22 protein-coding genes are annotated in these 17,525 nt (G+C 68.7%); 12 read left to right on the top strand and 10 right to left on the bottom strand.

Annotation, left to right across the window (positions count from 1 at the left end; genetic code table 11):
- Positions 1 to 13: 13 nt before the first annotated feature.
- Positions 14 to 844: a bifunctional 2-polyprenyl-6-hydroxyphenol methylase/3-demethylubiquinol 3-O-methyltransferase UbiG gene (ubiG, locus tag BMW51_RS04350; RefSeq protein ID WP_093003588.1), complete on the top strand. Its 831-nt coding sequence runs from the start codon at positions 14 to 16 to the stop codon at positions 842 to 844.
- Positions 845 to 1,034: 190 nt separating this feature from the next.
- Here the strand turns inward: ubiG and BMW51_RS04355 are convergent, their stop codons facing one another.
- On the bottom strand, positions 1,035 to 1,268 hold the full coding sequence (locus BMW51_RS04355) for a hypothetical protein (RefSeq protein WP_093003590.1): 234 nt from the start codon (positions 1,266 to 1,268) through the stop codon (positions 1,035 to 1,037).
- A gap of 155 nt (positions 1,269 to 1,423) precedes the next feature.
- Between BMW51_RS04355 and BMW51_RS04360 the strand changes: the two genes are divergently transcribed.
- Both BMW51_RS04360 and BMW51_RS04365 read left to right on the top strand, forming a co-directional pair.
- On the top strand, positions 1,424 to 3,262 hold the full coding sequence (locus BMW51_RS04360) for an ABCB family ABC transporter ATP-binding protein/permease (RefSeq protein WP_177171507.1): 1,839 nt from the start codon (positions 1,424 to 1,426) through the stop codon (positions 3,260 to 3,262).
- Between the two features lie 131 nt (positions 3,263 to 3,393).
- Positions 3,394 to 5,640, top strand: coding sequence for a M3 family metallopeptidase (locus tag BMW51_RS04365; protein WP_093003592.1), 2,247 nt, complete (start codon positions 3,394 to 3,396; stop codon positions 5,638 to 5,640).
- Between the two features lie 46 nt (positions 5,641 to 5,686).
- Here the strand turns inward: BMW51_RS04365 and BMW51_RS04370 are convergent, their stop codons facing one another.
- Positions 5,687 to 5,959, bottom strand: coding sequence for a GNAT family N-acetyltransferase (locus tag BMW51_RS04370; protein ID WP_093003927.1), 273 nt, complete (start codon positions 5,957 to 5,959; stop codon positions 5,687 to 5,689).
- Between the two features lie 105 nt (positions 5,960 to 6,064).
- On the opposite strand from BMW51_RS04370, the gene recQ reads away from it, so the two are divergent.
- The 4 genes from recQ (at position 6,065) to BMW51_RS16005 (ending at position 8,970) form a co-directional block, all read left to right on the top strand.
- Positions 6,065 to 7,834, top strand: a complete 1,770-nt coding sequence (gene recQ / locus BMW51_RS04375) for a DNA helicase RecQ (protein WP_093003594.1) — start codon at positions 6,065 to 6,067, stop codon at positions 7,832 to 7,834.
- Positions 7,835 to 7,931: 97 nt separating this feature from the next.
- Positions 7,932 to 8,393 carry a protein tyrosine phosphatase family protein gene (locus BMW51_RS04380; protein ID WP_093003596.1) on the top strand — a complete coding sequence of 154 codons (462 nt, stop codon included), beginning with the start codon at positions 7,932 to 7,934 and terminating at the stop codon, positions 8,391 to 8,393.
- A gap of 25 nt (positions 8,394 to 8,418) precedes the next feature.
- Entirely contained in the window at positions 8,419 to 8,751 is a 333-nt protein-coding gene (locus tag BMW51_RS04385) for a hypothetical protein (RefSeq protein ID WP_093003598.1), read from the top strand.
- A gap of 48 nt (positions 8,752 to 8,799) precedes the next feature.
- The gene (locus BMW51_RS16005; RefSeq protein ID WP_177171508.1) at positions 8,800 to 8,970 is read left to right on the top strand and encodes a hypothetical protein; all 171 of its coding nucleotides are present in this window, start codon (positions 8,800 to 8,802) and stop codon (positions 8,968 to 8,970) included.
- 17 nt (positions 8,971 to 8,987) lie between these two features.
- Here BMW51_RS16005 and BMW51_RS04390 read toward each other — a convergent pair whose 3' ends face one another.
- From BMW51_RS04390 to BMW51_RS04400, 3 genes are all read right to left on the bottom strand, one after another.
- The gene (locus BMW51_RS04390) at positions 8,988 to 9,728 is read right to left on the bottom strand and encodes a DMT family transporter (RefSeq protein ID WP_177171509.1); all 741 of its coding nucleotides are present in this window, start codon (positions 9,726 to 9,728) and stop codon (positions 8,988 to 8,990) included.
- Positions 9,729 to 9,862: 134 nt separating this feature from the next.
- Positions 9,863 to 11,482, bottom strand: coding sequence for a cisplatin damage response ATP-dependent DNA ligase (locus BMW51_RS04395; RefSeq protein ID WP_093003600.1), 1,620 nt, complete (start codon positions 11,480 to 11,482; stop codon positions 9,863 to 9,865).
- A 57-nt stretch (positions 11,483 to 11,539) separates the two neighbouring features.
- Positions 11,540 to 11,995: an RrF2 family transcriptional regulator gene (locus BMW51_RS04400; RefSeq protein ID WP_093003602.1), complete on the bottom strand. Its 456-nt coding sequence runs from the start codon at positions 11,993 to 11,995 to the stop codon at positions 11,540 to 11,542.
- 104 nt (positions 11,996 to 12,099) lie between these two features.
- Between BMW51_RS04400 and BMW51_RS04405 the strand changes: the two genes are divergently transcribed.
- Positions 12,100 to 12,999 carry an NAD(P)/FAD-dependent oxidoreductase gene (locus tag BMW51_RS04405; protein ID WP_093003604.1) on the top strand — a complete coding sequence of 300 codons (900 nt, stop codon included), beginning with the start codon at positions 12,100 to 12,102 and terminating at the stop codon, positions 12,997 to 12,999.
- Positions 13,000 to 13,076: 77 nt separating this feature from the next.
- Positions 13,077 to 13,937, top strand: coding sequence for a metallophosphoesterase (locus BMW51_RS04410; RefSeq protein ID WP_093003606.1), 861 nt, complete (start codon positions 13,077 to 13,079; stop codon positions 13,935 to 13,937).
- Here the strand turns inward: BMW51_RS04410 and BMW51_RS04415 are convergent.
- From BMW51_RS04415 to BMW51_RS04430, 4 genes are all read right to left on the bottom strand, one after another.
- Positions 13,918 to 14,103, bottom strand: a complete 186-nt coding sequence (locus BMW51_RS04415) for a DUF1328 family protein (RefSeq protein ID WP_093003608.1) — start codon at positions 14,101 to 14,103, stop codon at positions 13,918 to 13,920. The two genes, BMW51_RS04410 and BMW51_RS04415, sit on opposite strands and share 20 nt — an antisense overlap.
- A gap of 46 nt (positions 14,104 to 14,149) precedes the next feature.
- The gene (locus BMW51_RS04420; RefSeq protein WP_093003929.1) at positions 14,150 to 14,590 is read right to left on the bottom strand and encodes a Dps family protein; all 441 of its coding nucleotides are present in this window, start codon (positions 14,588 to 14,590) and stop codon (positions 14,150 to 14,152) included.
- 156 nt (positions 14,591 to 14,746) lie between these two features.
- Positions 14,747 to 15,313: a TMEM165/GDT1 family protein gene (locus BMW51_RS04425; RefSeq protein WP_093003610.1), complete on the bottom strand. Its 567-nt coding sequence runs from the start codon at positions 15,311 to 15,313 to the stop codon at positions 14,747 to 14,749.
- A 45-nt stretch (positions 15,314 to 15,358) separates the two neighbouring features.
- Positions 15,359 to 15,721, bottom strand: coding sequence for a hypothetical protein (locus BMW51_RS04430; RefSeq protein WP_245708267.1), 363 nt, complete (start codon positions 15,719 to 15,721; stop codon positions 15,359 to 15,361).
- A gap of 175 nt (positions 15,722 to 15,896) precedes the next feature.
- On the opposite strand from BMW51_RS04430, the gene rpmG reads away from it, so the two are divergent.
- Entirely contained in the window at positions 15,897 to 16,064 is a 168-nt protein-coding gene (gene rpmG, locus BMW51_RS04435) for a 50S ribosomal protein L33 (RefSeq protein ID WP_019516727.1), read from the top strand.
- Positions 16,065 to 16,179: 115 nt separating this feature from the next.
- Here rpmG and BMW51_RS04440 read toward each other — a convergent pair whose 3' ends face one another.
- Positions 16,180 to 16,542: a response regulator gene (locus BMW51_RS04440; protein ID WP_093003614.1), complete on the bottom strand. Its 363-nt coding sequence runs from the start codon at positions 16,540 to 16,542 to the stop codon at positions 16,180 to 16,182.
- A gap of 40 nt (positions 16,543 to 16,582) precedes the next feature.
- Between BMW51_RS04440 and BMW51_RS04445 the strand changes: the two genes are divergently transcribed.
- Positions 16,583 to 16,870 carry a DUF3572 family protein gene (locus BMW51_RS04445; protein WP_093003616.1) on the top strand — a complete coding sequence of 96 codons (288 nt, stop codon included), beginning with the start codon at positions 16,583 to 16,585 and terminating at the stop codon, positions 16,868 to 16,870.
- Positions 16,867 to 17,514 (top strand): hypothetical protein, encoded by a 648-nt coding sequence (locus BMW51_RS04450; RefSeq protein WP_093003618.1) that lies wholly within the window; start codon positions 16,867 to 16,869, stop codon positions 17,512 to 17,514. Before BMW51_RS04445 ends, BMW51_RS04450 begins: the two co-directional genes overlap by 4 nt.
- The last annotated feature ends 11 nt before the right edge of the window (positions 17,515 to 17,525 follow it).

Here is a 17,525-nt window from a genome sequence, read left to right on the forward strand (position 1 = left end):
ATAGGATCGCCCCATGACGACCGCAACCGTAACAACCGCGACCATTTCGGCGACCCCTCACGCATCGGTGATCGACCGCGAGGCAGCGCATTTCGGGCGCATGGCGGCGGAATGGTGGGATCCCAAGGGCTCGTCGGCGATGCTCCACCGCCTCAACCCCGTGCGGCTCGGCTACATCCGCCAGCGCGTCGACAGCTACTGGGATCTCGACGACCGCAGCTTCGCACCCTTGCGCGGGCGTCGCGTGCTCGACGTCGGTTGCGGCGCCGGCCTCCTCGCCGAACCGCTCGCACGGCTGGGCGCACACGTCACCGCGATCGACGCCGCGGGGGAGAGCATCTCGGTCGCGCGCGACCACGCCTCGCGCCGCGGGCTCGCGATCGACTACCGCGTCGGCGGGGTAGAGGCCGCGGCGGGCGAGCGCTTCGACCTCGTCACCTCAATGGAGGTGGTCGAGCACGTCTCCGATCCCGCGTCGTTCGTCCGCGGCCTCGCCGACGCGGTCGCACCCGGCGGGCTGTTGGCCATGTCGACCCCCAACCGCACCTGGCTCACCCGCCTCGCGCTGGTCGAGGGCGCGGAGCGTACCGGCGTCATTCCGCGCGGCACACATGACTGGGACAAGTTCCTGACTCCCGAAGAACTCACCGCGCTGATCCACCAAGCCGGGCTGGAGGTGATCGACACCACCGGCTTGACGCTGTCGGCAAAGGGCTTCGCACTCGGCCAGTCCACCACGCTCGACTATTTCGTCACCGCGCGCCGCCCATCCGAAGCGCCGGAGGCCGATCACGGGATCGTCACGCTCCCCAACCCCGCCGCCTTACCCTCGCAGAATGCTTGAACCGACCGGCTTCTGATCGGCAAAAACTTGGCGAGAGCGTAAGAAGGCCGAAAAACATCGCGATCGGAGGGCCCGCGGCACGGAAGATCGCGATTAGGCGCAGTAAGTAGCAGATTTGGCGCGCACGCACTCGGCCGAACTGCAGCAAGTCGCGACGGTTACGCCGCCCGGCTAACTCACGCCGCGCAGATTACCCGCGCGTCGCAACCTTCGGCGACGACTTCGCCCACTGCGGCGCATTCGAGCGGCACGTCCCGCTGATCACCGGAAACGACAGGTCGTTGTTACGTGCGAGCGCCGCGGGCAACGCCGCCTGGCACTGCTGCACTGTGCTGTAACGGACCGGATCGACTCGGACCTCGGTGCAGGCGGTGCTCGCGTCACCGCAGCCCATGATCGCCATGACGAAGAAGACAGCTTCCATCTTCGGCCTCCCTTATGTGATTCAAAACGTAAGGATCGCTTCCCGGTTCCACGCTGGCTATTGACAAGCGGCCCGATCTGCGTCGTTCCGGATCGAAGCTCACCGCACCGCGCGCCGCATTGACGCGGGCACCCGCGCGCACGACATCGGTGTCAATGCCGCCGCAAACCACCATCGCACCGGGCGCCGATCGCCCGCTGCTCCCCACCATCCGCCGCTTCCTGCCCGATCTCTGGCCCAGCGACGCGCCCGGCATGAAGCTGCGTGTCGCGGGTGCGCTGCTGCTCGTCATCGCGTCGAAGCTGGTGCAGGTTTATGGCGCGCCCTTCGCGCTCCAAGGCGCGATCGACGGGATGGCCGGATCATCAGGAGGAATCGCACGCACGCCGGTATCGCTCGTCGTGCTGCTGATCCTCGGCTACGCCGCCGCGCGCTTCGGCTCGACGCTGTTCGATAACCTGCGCAACACCGTGTTCGAGCGGGTCGGGCAGGAGGCGACCCGCCGCCTCGCCGCGCGTGTGTTCCGCCACCTCCACCAGCTGTCGCTGCGCTTCCACCTCGAACGCCGCACCGGCGCGGTCACCAAGGTGGTTGAGCGCGGCACCAAGAGCATCGACACGATGCTCTACTTCCTCCTGTTCAACATCGCGCCGACGATCCTCGAACTCGCACTCGTCGTCGGCATCTTCTGGGTGAAGTTCGGCTGGCCGCTCGTTGCCGCCACGCTCGTCATGGTCGTCGCCTACATCTGGTTCACCCGCACCGTCACCGACTGGCGCTCGTCCTTGCGCGAGCGGATGAACGACCTCGACACCGGCGCGGTCGCGCACGCGGTCGATTCGCTCCTGAACTTCGAAACGGTGAAATATTTCGGCGCGGAGGAGCGCGAGGCGCGCCGCTACGACGGCGCGATGCGCGCCTACGCCGACGCCGCGGTCAAGTCGGAGAACAGCCTCGCGTGGCTCAATGTCGGTCAGGCGCTCATCACCAACCTGATGCTCGGCGGCGGGATGGCGTACGTCGCCTGGGGCTGGAGCCAGGGCCGCTTCACCGCGGGCAACGTCGTGCTCATCTCGACCTTGCTGTCGCAACTGTTCCGCCCGCTCGACCTGCTCGGCATGGTCTATCGCACCATCCGCCAGGGCGTGATCGACATGGCGGCGATGTTCGACCTGATCGACACGCCGTCGGAGGTCACCGACGCCGCCGATGCCCGCCCGCTCGCGGTCGCGCGCGGCCACGTCCGCTTCGAGGGCGTTCGCTTCGGCTACGACGACGACATGCCGATCCTAAAAGGCATCGACCTAGACGTCGCGCCCGGCAGCACGGTCGCGGTCGTCGGTCCCTCGGGTGCTGGCAAGTCGACGCTCGCGCGGCTGATGTACCGCTTCTACGACCTGACCGGCGGCCGCATGACCATCGACGGGCAGGACATCGCGCATGTCACGCAGGCGTCTTTGCGCGCCGCGATCGGCATCGTGCCGCAGGACACGGTGCTGTTCAACGACACGATCGGCTACAACATCGCCTACGGTCGCGAGGGCGCGACGCGCGCTGACATCGAGGGCGCGGCGAAGGGCGCCGCCATAGCGGGCTTCATCGAACGCCAGCCCGACGGCTACGACACCCGCGTCGGTGAGCGCGGATTGAAGCTCTCGGGCGGTGAGAAACAGCGCGTCGCAATCGCGCGCACCCTGCTCAAGAACCCGCCGATCCTGATCCTCGACGAGGCGACCAGCGCGCTTGACAGCCGCACCGAAGCCGAGATCATGGACACGCTGGAGGCGATCGAGCGCGGCCGCACCACGATCGTCATCGCGCACCGCCTCTCCACGATCGTCCACGCCGACCAGATCGTCGTGCTGGAAGCGGGCGAGATCGTCGAGCGCGGCACCCACGCCGAACTGCTCCGCCTGGGTGGCCTCTACGCCGAAATGTGGGAACGCCAGGCGAGCGAGCGCGAGGAAGCCGAGGCGGAGGCCGAAGCCGCCTGAACTCGCGCCGCACCGTTCAGCACCGCGTCAGCCCCGCTGCCCTAAATGTAACGCCATGTTTCGCCCGCGCCCTTGATGCCCGCCGCCGCGCGGTGCATCACGCGCACCATACACGCCCAAGAGGAACAACGATGCGCCTGCTCGCTGCCACTGCCCTGATGACGCTGATGTCGACCACTGCGATCGCCCAAACCGCCGCGCCCGCCCCGGCCACCACGACCGCGACGCTCCCCGCCTCGAACCCCTTCGCGCAAGCCAGCACGCTGCCGTTTCAGGCGCCCCCGTTCGACCGCATCAAGAGCAGCGACTACGAACCCGCGCTTCTCGCCGGCATGGCGCAGCAGCGTGCCGAGATCAACGCGATCACCCGCGCGCGCTCCGCACCCACGTTCGAGAACACGATCGCCGCGATGGAGCGCTCGGGCCGGCTGCTCGAACGCGCCAGCATGGCGTTCTACGGCGTCGTCGGCGCCAACACCGACGACACGCTCCAGAAGACGCAGGCCGATCTCGCACCGAAGTTCGCCGCGCATCAAGACGCAATCAACCTCGACCCCGCACTCTTCGCGCGCGTGAAGACGCTCTACGACCAGCGCCAGTCGCTGAACCTCACGCCCGAGCAGCTCCAGGTCCTGACCCTCACCTACGAGGGGATGGTCCGCGCCGGCGCGCAGCTCTCGCCCGCCGACAAGGTGACGCTCGGCAAGTATAACGCGCAGCTCTCGACGCTCGAGACCGCGTTCCAGCAGAAGCTGCTCGCCGCCGCCAAGGCGGGCGCGCTGGTGATCGACGACAAGTCGAAGCTCGCCGGCCTCTCCGACGCTGAGATCGCCGCCGCTGCCGACGCCGCCAAGGCGCGCGGGCTGGACGGCAAGTACGTCCTCACGCTCCAGAACACGACGCAGCAGCCCGAACTTGCCACCATGCGCGACCGCGCCACGCGCGAGGCGCTGTTCAACGCCAGCTGGACCCGCGCCAGCCGCGGCGACGCCAACGACACGCGCGACACGATTTCGCAGATCGCGCTGCTGCGCGCGCAGAAGGCCAAGCTGCTCGGCTTCCCGACCTGGGCCGACTACGTCCTGCAAGACCAGATGGCGAAGAACCCGAAGACTGCGCTCGGCTTCATGCAGCAGCTCGGCACGCCGGTCGCCGCCGAGCAACGCCGCGAGGCCGCCGAGCTCCAGGCGCAAATCAAGGCGACCGGTGGCAACTTCCAGCTCAAGCCGTGGGACTGGGACTTCTACTCGGAGCAGGTTCGCAAGGCGAAATACGACCTCAACCAGGACGAGCTGAAGCCCTATTTCGAGATCAACAAGGTGCTGACCGACGGCGTCTTCTACGCCGCCAACCAGCTCTACGGCCTCACCTTCAAGCGCCGCACCGACATCCCCGTCTACCAGAGCGACGTGATGGTCTACGAAGTCAACGAGGAGAACGGCACCCCCGTTGGCCTGATGTACTTCGATTACTGGAAGCGCGACAACAAGAACGGCGGCGCGTGGATGTCGAACTTCGTCAACCAGTCGAAGCTGAACGGCACCAAGCCGGTCATCTACAATGTCGGCAACTTCACCAAGCCCGCCGCCGGTCAGCCCGCGCTGATCAGCTTCGACGACGTGACGACGATGTTCCACGAATTCGGCCACGCGCTCCACGGCCTGTTCGCCAACCAGACCTATCCTAGCGTCTCGGGCACCAACACCGCGCGCGACTTCGTCGAATTCCCGTCGCAGTTCAACGAGCATTGGGCGCTCGATCCCAAGGTGCTGCCGCACTATGCGGTCAACTACAAGACGGGCGCGGTCATCCCGCAGGCACTGGTCGACAAGATCAAGCGCGCCGGCACGTTCAACTCGGGCTATTCGTTCGGCGAGGCGCTCGCCGCGGCCGAGATGGACATGAGCTGGCACTCGCTGACCGCGGCTCAGGGCAAGCAGAACGCCGACGCGTTCGAGGCCAAGGCGCTCGCCGCCACCGGGCTCGACGTCGCCGACGTACCGCCGCGCTACCGCTCGCCCTATTTCCTCCACATTTGGGGCAACGGCTATTCGGCCGGATACTACGCCTACAGCTGGACCAAGATGCTGAGCGCGAACGCGTTCAACTGGTTCGAGCAGCACGGCGGGATGACGCGCGCCAACGGCCAGCGTTTCCGCGACATGATCCTGTCGAAGGGTCACACGATGGATTACGCGCCGATGTTCCGCGCCTTCAACGGCGCCGATCCGCAGGTCGCACCGCTCCTCGCCGACCTGGGCCTGAACGCCGACGGCTCGCGCATCGCGCCCTCGTCCGGCGCGACCCCGAACAGCGACGGCCCGGTCCCGACCGCGCCGGCGCCGCGCCCGGCCGCACCGGGCAAGATCGGCAAGTAAGAACGCTCACTGGTCACCCCTCCCGCGCAAGGGAGGGGAGATCACCTCACCCCAGCATGTCGCGCATCTCGGGGTGCTTATCCATGTACGCCCGCACGAACGGGCATTGCGGTACCACCTTCAACCCGCGATCGCGCGCTGAATCGAGTGCGGCCTGGATCAGCTTCGATCCCACCCCGCGCCCCTCGATCGCGGGCGGCACCTCGGTGTGGGTGAACACAATCGTGTCGCCCTCCAGCTGATATGCCGCGACCGCGCGATAACCGTCCACGGTCAGCTCGAATTCCTGCTCGGCCTTGTTGTCGATCACGCTCTTCATACCAACTCCCTTCGCCCGCGAGCACGCGCCCGCTTCGTCGCGCACCCCAACGCCGCGCCCCGCCCGCCTGTTGCGCGCGCCCATCGCAATCACGATAGGGAAGCCGTGCAAGACCCCCGGCTCGAACTACAACGCATCTTCGGCTTTCCCGACTTCCGCGGCGTCCAGCGGCAGGTGGTCGACCGCACCCTCGCCGGTCAGCGCACGCTCGCCGTCATGCCGACGGGCGCGGGCAAGTCGCTGACCTATCAGCTCCCCGCCGCGATGCTGCCGGGCACCTGCGTCGTCGTCTCGCCGCTGATCGCGCTGATGCACGACCAGCTCCGCGCCGCAGAAGCGGTCGGCCTCGCCGCCGCCACCCTCACCAGCGTCGATGAGAACCGCGCCGAGACGATTGCCCGCTTCCGCGACGGCCAGCTCGACCTGCTCTACGTCGCGCCCGAGCGCGCCTCAAACGCCAGCTTCCGCGATTTGCTGTCGCAAGCCCCGCTCGCCTTGTTCGCGATCGACGAGGCGCATTGCGTCAGCGAATGGGGGCACGATTTTCGCCCCGACTACCGCCTGCTCCGCCCGCTGCTCGACAGTTTCCCCGACGTACCGCGCCTGGCACTCACCGCCACCGCCGACGCGCACACCCGCGCCGACATCCTCGAACAGCTCGGCATTCCGGCCGAGGGGATGATCGTCGCCGGCTTCGATCGCCCCAACATCCGCTACACGATCCAGCCGAAGGACAACCTCACCCGCCAGATCGCCGACGTGGTGCGCGACACGCGCGGCCCCGGCATCGTCTACGTCCAGACCCGCGCCGCGACCGAGAAGATGGCCGCCGCGCTCGCCGCCACCGGCCGCCCGACCCGCGCCTATCACGCCGGCCTCGACCCCGCGATCCGCGCGAAGAACCAGCGCGATTTCGTCGCGTCGGAGGACATGGTGATGTGCGCGACGGTCGCCTTCGGTATGGGCATCGACAAGCCCGACGTCCGCTTCGTCGCGCACGCCGGGCTGCCCAAGTCGATCGAGGCCTATTATCAGGAAACCGGCCGTGCTGGCCGCGACGGCGATCCCAGCGTCGCGCATCTCTTCTGGGGCGCGGAGGATTTCGCCCGCGCGCGACAGCGCATCGCCGAGATGGAGCCTGAGCGCCACGCCGGCGAGCGTCAGCGCCTCGCCAGCCTCGGCGCATTGGTCGAGACCGCCGGCTGCCGCCGCGCGATCCTGCTGCGTCACTTCGGCGAAGACCCGCCCGCCACCTGCGGCAATTGCGACAACTGTCTCTCCCCCCCGCGCTCGACCGACGCGACCGAGGTCGCGCGCAAATACCTCTCCGCCGTGTTCCGCACGGGCCAGATGTTCGGCTCGGGCTATATCGAGAGTGTGCTGACCGCGAAGTCGAGCGAGCGCAGCCTGATGAACGGGCACGAGCAGCTATCGGTCTGGGGCATCGTCGAGGGCGACGACGCCGCACTTCTCAAGCCGGTCGGCCGCGCGCTGCTGCTGCGCGACGCGCTGCGCACCAACCCCCACGGCGGGCTCGAGTTCGGCCCCGCCGCGCGGGCGATCCTGAAAGGCGAGACCGACGTCGCGCTTTTAGAAGCTCCCGCCCGTCCCAAACGCCGCCGCGGCGGCGGCTCGGGCGCGAGCGCGAACCCCAGCGACGATCCGCTGTTCGAGGCATTGCGCGCCCGCCGCCGCGACCTCGCCAAGGAACAGGGCGTGCCCCCCTACGTCATCTTCCACGACTCGGTGCTGCGCGAGATGGCGGAGGCGCGCCCGCGCGACGGCTGGGCACTCGGCCGCATCACCGGCATCGGCCAGCGCAAGCTCGACGCCTACGGCGACGCCTTCCTCCAGGTCATCCGCGAGCATGCCTGACAGGCCAGCCGTCCAAGCTTGATCGGGAGTGACGGCGGCCGATCAAACCCACACAAGCCTCGTGACGATCGCGCGATCATCTTCTATCGCCACGCGCATGGACATCCGCCGCATCGACGCGCGCATCGCCGTCTCGCCCCAGATTGACCCCGCCGACATCCCCGCGATCAAGGCCGCCGGGTTCACTGCGATCGTCAACAATCGCCCCGATGGCGAGGAAGCCGCGCAGCCCAGCGGCGACGCGATCCGCGCCGCGGCGGAGGACGCCGGGCTCGCCTATACCGCTATTCCCGTCACCCACGCCGGCTTCTCGCACCCGCAGGTCGCCGCGATGATCGACGCGATGGCACAGGCGAACGGCCCTGTCCTCGCCTATTGCCGCTCGGGCACGCGCTCGTGCAATCTCTGGGCGCTCGCGCAAGCCGGGCTCGGCGAGGATCACGACACGCTGGTCGGGCAAGGCGCCGCCGCCGGCTACGACTTGAACGGCTTGCGCCCGCTGATGGACGCGGTCTCGCCGGACCAAAATAGCGGCGACCGGAGTGGCGCCGAGCAGTGACCACGCCCGCGTTGAGGCTCGCGTAATGCTCGGGTTCGGCCGCCCCAACCGCCTGCTGCGTTCCCCCGGGGAGGTGATCGCCGCGATCGCGGAAACACCCGTCGCCTTCGCCGCAATCGACGCGCTCGTCTCGAACGACGGCCGCGCGGGCCTCGCGATCGACGCTGCGGGACAGGTGCTCGCCGTCCGCCTGCGCGGTTCACGCGCGCTCGCCTGCATCGTCCCCTGGACCGCGCTGCGCCAGACGGTCGAGGGCATCGTGGTCGAAGGCGACCGCCGCTTCGGCAGCGTCACGCTGATCGGCATCAGCGCGCTCGACGTCCGTCGCCTCGGTCAGCCACAACCGGAAGAGGCGTAACTTTCCCCGCTCCCCACGCGTTCGCACCCGGACACAGGAGAGCAGATCATGGCAAGCACCCCCGATCCCCTACCCGACCACGGCGAGCATGACCCGGACCAGACCGGCGTCACCCCGACCGAGGCCGATCCCGTCGCCCACCCCGAACAACCGCCGCTCGACGACGACGCCTCCGGCCTCCCCGACAAACCGGCCGAAGACCTCGGCGACTTCGCGTAGGCACGAGGTGCGCGGCGCTATCCCGCCAGGATCAGCGCCGCCCCGCCCAGGATCGCCGCCACCGCACCCGCGCGCTGCACCGTCACTCGCTCGCCGAGCGCGAACACCCCGATCAGCAGCGCCGTCACCATCCCCGTCTCGCGCAGCGCGGCGAGCGGTGCGGTCGGACCGAGCGCGAACGCCGTCAGCGCCGCGCCGTAGGTCACGATCGACAGCGCCCCCGCGACCACGCCTGCGCGCCACTGCGTCCCCACACTCGCGATGATCCGCCCGCGCGACACAATCGCGAACATCGCGGTCACGCCCACACCCATCGCCACGAACAACCAGACGATATAGCTCGCCGTCGCCGGTGCCGCGCGCACGCCGTGCGCGTCGATCACCGTGTAGAGCGCGATCGTGCAACCGGTCAGCAACGACCAGCCGAGCGCCCCGCGTCCCAGATGCCGCCCCACGACCAGCAACAGCATCGCCGCGCCGATCAGCGCGATCCCCGCCACCTGCGCCGCGCGCACCGGCTCGCCCAGCAATCCGATCGTGACCACCGCGGTCAGCAGCGGCGCCGTCCCGCGCAGCACCGGATAGGCCGCGCTCAGATCGGCCTGCTCAAACGCGCGGATCAGCGCGTAGAGGTAAATCAGATACGCCACCGTGCTCGCCGCCAACCACCAATATGCACCCGCGGGCGGCGAGACGAACGGCAGTGCCGGCAGCAGGATCAGCGCGCTCGAGCCATCGGTCAGCGCACGCGCCGACATCTTGTCGCGCCCGCCCCCAAAAACCTTAGGCGCCGATGGCGTTGACGATCGCGTGAACCGATCCCGACACGATCATCAGCACGGCGGCGAGGGTGAAAGGCGTCACAGCATCGCAGCGTGCCACGCGTTCCACTTCACGTCACCAGCTTGCGCAGGCCCTCGATCGTATCCGCCTCGTGCGCGGGCTTGTCGGTGCGAATGCGCGCGATCCGGGGAAAGCGCATCGCCAGCCCCGATTTGTGCCGCTTCGAGTCGTGGATCGAATCGAATGCGATCTCCAGCACCAGCGACCGCTCGACCTCGCGCACCGGCCCGAAGCGGTTGGTGGTATGGTGCCGCACGAACCGGTCGAGCTGGCGCAGTTCCTCGTCGGTGATCCCCTGATACGCCTTGCCCACCGGCAGCAGCTCGCCCTCGCCCGCCGCCCCGCCGGTCCAGCACCCGAAGGTATAATCGCTGTAGTAGGACGATCGCCGCCCGTTGCCGCGCTGCGCGTACATCATCACGCAATCGGCGGTCAGCGGATCGCGCTTCCACTTGTACCACAATCCCGCGCGCCGCCCCGCGACATACGGCGCGTCGCGGCGCTTGAGCATCATGCCCTCGATCGCGGCGTCGCGCGCGCCCATGCGGATCGCCTCCAGCGCGGTGAAATCCTCCGCCTCGACCACCGCCGACAGGTCGAACCGATCGGGATCGAGCCGGGGCACGAACGCCTCCAGCCGCGCGCGCCGCTCGGTCCATCCCAGCTGCCGCAGGTCTTCCGCGCCGTCGAACAATATGTCGTACAGCCGCACGAACGCCGGGCTTTCCTCCAGCATCTTCGCCGACACGACCTTCCGCCCCAGCCGCTGCTGCAGCGCATTGAAGCTCGCCGCGCCGCCGCCGTCTTCCAGCGTGCCGCCCTGCACGTCGCCCTTCACCATCAGCTCGCCGTCGAGCACACCCGGCGTCCGAAACGCCGCCGCCACGTCGGGGAAGGCCCGGGTCACGTCATCGCCGGTTCGGCTGTACAGCCGCGTCTCGCCGTGCCCTGTCGCATCCACGACATGGACCAGCTGCACGCGGATACCATCCCACTTCCACTCCGCGACATAGTCGGACAAATCGACGCGCAGGTCCTCCAGCGGGTGCGCCAGCATGAACGGCCGGAACACCGGCACGTCGGCGGGCGTCGGCTGCTCGCCCGTCCCTTCGGCCCAGGCGAACAGCGTCGGGTACGGCGGCTCCAGCCCGTGCCACACCTCCTCGACCGCATCGACGTCGAGCCCGAACGCGTCCGCCAGCGCCTGTTTCGCCAGCCTGGACGACACACCGACGCGAAGCGATCCCGTCGCCATCTTGAGCAGCGCGAACCGCTCCTCCGCGTCCAGCCGGTCGAGCATCCCCGCCAGCACCCCGCCCGCGTCCGACCGCGACAAATGCATCAACCGGTCGACCACCGCCGCCACGCTCAGCGGCTCGGCCTCGAACGCACCCTCGGGGGTCGGCCACAGCAAAGCGATCGTCTCCGCGGTGTCGCCGACATATTCGCGGCTCATCCGGAACAGCACCGGATCGAACCGTTCCTCGATCAGCGCGCGCAGCAGCGCCGGCTTGACGCCCGGCAGGTCGAGGTCCCCCGTCAGCGCCGCCATCGCCCAGCCGCGATCGGGATCGGGCGTCACCCGCAGGTAATCGCCGATCAGCTTCAACTTGGCGTTGCGCGACCGGGTATAGATCAGCGAGTCGAGAAGCTGCGCAAAGGCGTGCATGCGGGCGTAACGATCGGCGCGCGACGCGGCTCCGTGCTCAGGAACTCTCCGCCGGCGTCAGATGTGACGCTCCGCCGCGGCTACGATCCCCGGCATCGCTGCCAGCCGCTGCTCGAAATCGGTCGCGATGTCGGCCAGCGACACCTCAGACAGCCGCCGGATCAGCAGCGCCTCCGCCTCGCGCAGCGCGCCACCCAGCGACTCGTTGACCGCCTGCTCCACCAGGCAGGCGGGCGCCGGGTCCGCCGGCCCCAGCGCGAACACGCGCTGCTCGCCGAGCGCGCGGTACACGTCCAACATGGTGAGCTGGTCGAGCCCGCGCGTCAGCATCCACCCGCCGCCGTGCCCCTTGGTCGACCGGACGTACCCCGCCTCGCGCAAGCCCGCCATCGTCCGCCGCACCACGACCGGATTCGTCCCCAGCATCACCGCCGCCGCTTCCGACGTCAGCGGACCATCCCTCCGCCCCATGTGGATCAACAGGTGCAGCATTCTCGACAGGCGCGCGTCCATCAGCCCTCATCCCCGATCACGAGCAGTCCGTCATGTAACTTCTCGTGTTGCTTATTACACCTGGACACGTCATGTAGCTCATGGGATTACATAAGGACGGTCTGATGTACGACGCAATCGTGATCGGGGGCAGTTTCGCAGGGCTGTCGGCGGCGTTGCAGCTGGCGCGCGCGCGGCAGCACGTGCTGGTCATCGACGCTGGATCGCCGCGCAACCGCTTCGCCGACGAGGCGCACGGCTTCCTCGGGCAGGACGGTCGCGCACCCGCAGCGATCATGCGTGATGCCCGCTGCCAGCTCGAACGCTACCCGACGGCCGAGATCGTGTCGGGTGAGGCAGTAGACGCCGCGGCAACAGGCGACGGCTTCACGGTCGCGCTGTCCGGCGGCGAGCGCCACGCGCGCCGGCTGATCCTGGCGACCGGCGTCTCGGATCAACTGCCCGCGATCCCGGGGCTGAGCGAGCGCTGGGGCGCGACCGTGCTCCACTGCCCCTATTGTCACGGCTACGAGATGCGCGACTTGGCCCTCGGCGTCATCGCCGCGCATCCCATGTCGGCGCATCAGGCCGTCCTGATCCCCGACTGGGGGCCGACCACCTATTTCACGCAAGCGCAGTTCGAGCCCGAGCCGGCCGAGCTTCACGCCTTCGTCGCGCGCGGCATCACGGTTGAGCGCACCCCGGTGGTCGAGCTGCTGGGCGACGCACCCGCGCTCGACGGCGTCCGATTGGCGGACGGACGCGTCGTCGCGGTCGCGGCGGTCTTCACCGCGCCGCGCACCAGTCCCTCGACCCCGCTCGCCGCGCGGCTCGGCTGCAAACTCGAGGACGGCCCGACCGGTCCCTTTGTCAAGGTCGACCAATGGGGCGCGACTTCGGTGCCGGGTGTCTGGGCGGCGGGCGATCTCGCGACGCCCATGCACAACGCGACACTCGCCTCCGCCGCCGGGGTACTCGCGGGCATCGGCGCGCACCAGGCGGGCGTTCGCGCAGCAGCCGCGTAGATCGAGCCACCTAGCGCAAGCACGGCGTAGCGCCGAAGCGCGTGCACCACCGCCCGCCGCCACTACACCCCCGCGCCATGCGTCGTCGCCTGCTGCTCCTTCTCACCGCCGTGATCGTGCTCGGCGCGGCCGCCTTTGCCGCGGGTGTGTGGAACGCGCGCGCCGATCCGGTGGTGCGCACCGCGCGCGTGGCCTTACGCGACTGGCCCGCCGGCGCCGCCCCGATCCGCGCCGCAGTGTTGAGCGACATCCACATCGGCAGCATGGCGATGGACGAGGCGCGGCTTTCGCGCATCGTCGCGCAGGTCAACACGCTCCATCCTGACATCGTGCTGATCGCGGGCGATTTCATCAACGGCTACGGTGCGGAGGACGCGCTGAAGGTCGAGGCGCCGCTCACCGCCGCGCTGTCGCGGCTGCGCGCGCCGCTCGGCGTCGTCGCAGTGCCGGGCAACCACGACCACGGCACCAGCATCGCCGCGGTCCGCGCCGCGCTGACCCGCGCGGGCGTGACCGTGCTCGCCAATCAGGCACTACGACGCGGACCGCTCGCGATCGGCGGCGTCGACGACGATTACAGCCACGCCGACAACCTGCCCGCGACGATGGCGGCCCTGCGCAGCATGGGCGGGGCAGCGGTCCTGCTCACCCACTCGCCCGATCTGGCGACCAAGCTGCCGGCCGCCGCGCCCTTCATGATCGCGGGGCATACGCATTGCGGGCAGGTCCGGCTGCCCGTCATCGGCCCGCCGATCCTGCCCGTGCGCACCCACAAACGCTATCTCTGCGGCATGATCGACGACCGCGGGCATCAGGTCCTCGTCACCGCCGGGCTCGGCACCAGCGACCTGCCGATCCGCTGGCGCGCGCCACCCGACCTGTGGCTGCTGACGCTCGGGCCCGCGCGCCAGCCGCGCGTCAGTCGATCGCCGACTTGACCGCCTTTCCCGTCACCAGCGCGATGATCAGGAAGATCACGAACAACGCGATGGCGATGAAGAACAGCACCTTGGCGATGCCGACGAAGGTCCCCGCGAGCCCGCCGAAGCCGAGCAACCCGAGCACCAGCCCGATGACGAGAAACGTGAGTGCGAGCTTCAACATGAGTAACGCCCCCAATTAGTTAGATAATGGAAAATGCAGGCGGCGCTCAGCCCTTGCGGCTCGCCTCGAACAGGAACCACGCGCGCTCCTCGGCCTGGTCGATCCAGTCGTCCGCCAGACTCGACGTCGCGGTGTCGTTCGCTTCCTCGGCCTTCTCGCGCGCGCGGCGCAGCGCCTCGACCAGCTTGAGGTTGTCCTCGCGCAGTTCCGCCAGCATGTCGTCTGGCGACACGAACTCGCGGTCGTTGTCGGCCACCTGCTGGCGCCGGTTGATGTCGCCGATCGAGCGTAGCGTCGTGTTGCCGGTCTTGCGCACGCGCTCCGCGATCGCGTCGGTCACGCCCAGGATCTGCGCCGCCTGATCGTCGAGCATCAGGTGATAGTCGCGGAAATGCGGGCCCGAGACGTGCCAGTGAAAATTCTTGGTCTTCAGATAGATCGCGAAACAGTCCGCCAGCGCGACGTTCAGCGCGTCGGCCGCGGTCATCGTGTCGTTGCGGGCAAGGTCGGTCGGGGTAGCGAGCTTGGGGTCGATGTCGGCCACGGCGCTGTGTCTCCGTTGATGAGGTGATTTCGCCTCCACAACGAGCCCGCCGCCGAATGGCTCCGCTTCCTGTCACGTCAGCCGGTCACACCAGCCCCGTTACACCAGTCGTAGCGCGTTCAATCCGATCACCACGCCCGCGACCAGCAAGATCGCCGCCGCCGCGACACGCACGCCCTTCAACGGCAGCCTCAGCCACGCCTCCTCCCCCAACGCGATCGCCACGACGTTGACCGCGCTCGCGCCCAACACCGCGCCGACCATCGCCGCCCATGGCAAGGTACTGCGCCCGGCGAGTGCCGCGACGATGAACTGCATCCGGTCGCCGAACGCCATGATGGCGAGCCCCGCGATGCTGGTGAACGCCGCACCCGTCCGCCACCCCTCCAGCGCGTCGGGACGCTTTATCCGAAACCCGGTTCCCACGCCCGCCAGCACCAACGCAAGCGCCAGCAGCAGCAAACGCGCCTCGGGCGTCAGCAGCGCCGTCACCGCCCGCCCCGCCGCCACCCCGATCGCGTAGTTGATGCTGAGCGCCAGCACCGCGGCCAGCACCACCAGCGCAGGCCGCCTGAACCGGTCGGCGAAGATCGCGGCCAGCCACGGCGTCTTGTCGGACATCTGCGTGATCGCGCCCAGCACGATCGCCGCCATCAATGCGTCCACTGCGTCAGCGCGTGCTGCTACCGGGCAGAGCGCGGAACACGCGCGTCACGCTGCGAACCGCACCTGGCATGCCGCGGCAAAGGCATCGGATGCGGCGGCGTCCTGCCGCTCGCTCGACACCGCCTCGCCCAGCATCGACAGCCAGGCGTGAACGATCGGACCGTGATCGCCGCGTGCCAGCGCGCGCTCCAGCTGCTGCGCGACCACCAGCGCGGGCAGCATGCCGTTCGCACGCGCGATGCGGCGGATCTGGTCGACCTCGTCCACCAGCCGCGCCGGACCGCTGCGCCACTCGATCGCCGCCACGCGTCGCGCCAGATCGGCCCTGATCGCGCCCGCGTCGCCCGTTCCCGCCCGCTGCTGCTCCATGCTCATGTCGGCATCCTCTCCGCCCCTTGCCCGCATCATGCGCGCGCCGCGGTTAACGCCCGGCTAAACCGCGCCACCGGACGCCCGATCAACCGTCCACGGAGATGCCTTGACTTGGGGTCACGAATCCGTCATTCGCCCCACCAGACGCGGCAAGGCAGCCCAGCGGGCACGCCTCGCCGCTTTTTGTTTTCTATTCGCACAGGATACGGTCATGGCAAAGCCGACCACCGTCAAGATCAAGCTCGTCAGCTCGGCCGACACCGGGTTCTTCTACGTGACCAAGAAGAATCCCCGCACCCAGACCGAGAAGCTGTCGTTCCGCAAGTACGACCCGGTCGTGCGCAAGCACGTCGACTTCAAGGAAGCCAAGATCAAGTAATCGCGCCGGCGGCCCCGCGCCGCCGCAGGTTACGCTATGCTGCAAAACCGCGGTGGAGCGATCCAGCGCGGTTTTTGGCGTCTTTAGCCCTCTCCCCAGCGGAGAAAGGGAACAACTAAACCAGCGCTCCCACCGCCTGCATGAACCGCGCAAGGCTGATCGGCTTCGACACATACGCCTCCGCTCCTGCCGCGCGGATGCGCTCCTCGTCCTCGCGCCCCGAATAGGCCGTCACTGCCATCACGGGGATGTGCCTCAGCGTCTCGTCCGCCTTCAATTCCAGGATCAGCTCGTACCCGGTGACGTGCGGCATCTGGATGTCCATGATGATCAGGTCCGGCATCACCTCGCGCGCGCGCGCCACCGCCTCACGCCCGTCGCGCACCGCTTCGGCGGCGAACTCGTGCGCGCGCAGCAGGTCGCAGAACAGCTTCAGGTTCAGTTCGTTGTCCTCGACAACGAGCACCCTTTTCGCCACGTGTTCATTAACCCCCATCGACACGCTCAAGAGATAGGCAATGCGTACGCCCCTGACAAATAGGATTGGCGATCCCGACGCGGTCGCCGCGCTGGCGCTCTCCGCGCTCGCCTGGGTGCTGTCGGACGACGACCGCGCCGGGCGGCTGCTGACGCTCACCGGCCTCGCCCCCGGCGACCTGCGCGAGCGGCTGGGCGAACCCGCCGTCCTCGCCGCGGTGCTCACCTATCTCGAGAGCTACGAACCCGACCTCGTCGCCTGCGCCGACGACCTCGGCACCCGTCCCGAAACCCTCGTCGCCGCGCGCGCGACGCTGGAGCATGCATGACCCGCCCCCTTCTCATCACCGACTGCGACGAAGTGCTCGTCCACATGGTCCGCCATTTCGCCGACTGGCTCGATCAGGAGCACGCGGTCGATTTCTCCTACAACTCGTGGGAACTCGCCAAGAACATGCGCCGCCGCACCGGTGAGCCGCTGACCCAGGAAGAGATGTGGGCCTTCCTCCACGGCTTCTTCCCCGACCAGATGCACCGCCAGACGATCGTGCCCCACGCCCGCGAGGCGATCGCCGCGCTCAGCAAACAGGCCGACGTGGTGATCCTCACCAACCTGCAGGACCAATGCCAGACGCACCGCGTCGAGCAACTCGCCGCCTTCGGCATCCCGCACCGCGTCGTCTGCAATCAGGGCGGCAAGGGCACGCCCGTCGCCGCGCTCGTCGCCGAATATGGCCCAAGCGTCGCGGTGTTCGTCGACGACCTGCCGGTCCATCACCAATCGGTCGCCGAGCACGCGCCCGAGGTCTGGCGGCTCCACATGGTCTCCGAACCGCAACTCGCCGCCGGCATCGCACCCGCCCCCGCCGCGCACGCGCGCATCGACGACTGGAGGCAAGCGCAGGCGTGGATCGAGGCGCGCTTCGCCGCCGCCGAGCCCGCGCCGCCGGTCGAGGCGCTCGCCACCACTTGACCTCTCGTGTC

The sequence above is a fragment of the Sphingomonas palmae genome (assembly GCF_900109565.1).
In the GTDB taxonomy this organism is placed as follows: domain Bacteria; phylum Pseudomonadota; class Alphaproteobacteria; order Sphingomonadales; family Sphingomonadaceae; genus Sphingomonas; species Sphingomonas palmae.

Coding starts and splice junctions, on each gene's coding strand:
- ubiG (WP_093003588.1), top strand. CDS start 14: ATGACGACCGCAACCGTAACAACCGCGACCATTTCGGCGACCCCTCAC.
- BMW51_RS04355 (WP_093003590.1), bottom strand. CDS start 1,268: ATGGAAGCTGTCTTCTTCGTCATGGCGATCATGGGCTGCGGTGACGCG.
- BMW51_RS04360 (WP_177171507.1), top strand. CDS start 1,424: ATGCCGCCGCAAACCACCATCGCACCGGGCGCCGATCGCCCGCTGCTC.
- BMW51_RS04365 (WP_093003592.1), top strand. CDS start 3,394: ATGCGCCTGCTCGCTGCCACTGCCCTGATGACGCTGATGTCGACCACT.
- BMW51_RS04370 (WP_093003927.1), bottom strand. CDS start 5,959: ATGAAGAGCGTGATCGACAACAAGGCCGAGCAGGAATTCGAGCTGACC.
- BMW51_RS04380 (WP_093003596.1), top strand. CDS start 7,932: ATGGACATCCGCCGCATCGACGCGCGCATCGCCGTCTCGCCCCAGATT.
- BMW51_RS04385 (WP_093003598.1), top strand. CDS start 8,419: ATGCTCGGGTTCGGCCGCCCCAACCGCCTGCTGCGTTCCCCCGGGGAG.
- BMW51_RS16005 (WP_177171508.1), top strand. CDS start 8,800: ATGGCAAGCACCCCCGATCCCCTACCCGACCACGGCGAGCATGACCCG.
- BMW51_RS04390 (WP_177171509.1), bottom strand. CDS start 9,728: ATGTCGGCGCGTGCGCTGACCGATGGCTCGAGCGCGCTGATCCTGCTG.
- BMW51_RS04395 (WP_093003600.1), bottom strand. CDS start 11,482: ATGCACGCCTTTGCGCAGCTTCTCGACTCGCTGATCTATACCCGGTCG.
- BMW51_RS04400 (WP_093003602.1), bottom strand. CDS start 11,995: ATGGACGCGCGCCTGTCGAGAATGCTGCACCTGTTGATCCACATGGGG.
- BMW51_RS04405 (WP_093003604.1), top strand. CDS start 12,100: ATGTACGACGCAATCGTGATCGGGGGCAGTTTCGCAGGGCTGTCGGCG.
- BMW51_RS04410 (WP_093003606.1), top strand. CDS start 13,077: ATGCGTCGTCGCCTGCTGCTCCTTCTCACCGCCGTGATCGTGCTCGGC.
- BMW51_RS04415 (WP_093003608.1), bottom strand. CDS start 14,103: ATGTTGAAGCTCGCACTCACGTTTCTCGTCATCGGGCTGGTGCTCGGG.
- BMW51_RS04420 (WP_093003929.1), bottom strand. CDS start 14,590: ATGACCGCGGCCGACGCGCTGAACGTCGCGCTGGCGGACTGTTTCGCG.
- BMW51_RS04430 (WP_245708267.1), bottom strand. CDS start 15,721: ATGATGCGGGCAAGGGGCGGAGAGGATGCCGACATGAGCATGGAGCAG.
- rpmG (WP_019516727.1), top strand. CDS start 15,897: ATGGCAAAGCCGACCACCGTCAAGATCAAGCTCGTCAGCTCGGCCGAC.
- BMW51_RS04445 (WP_093003616.1), top strand. CDS start 16,583: ATGCGTACGCCCCTGACAAATAGGATTGGCGATCCCGACGCGGTCGCC.
- BMW51_RS04450 (WP_093003618.1), top strand. CDS start 16,867: ATGACCCGCCCCCTTCTCATCACCGACTGCGACGAAGTGCTCGTCCAC.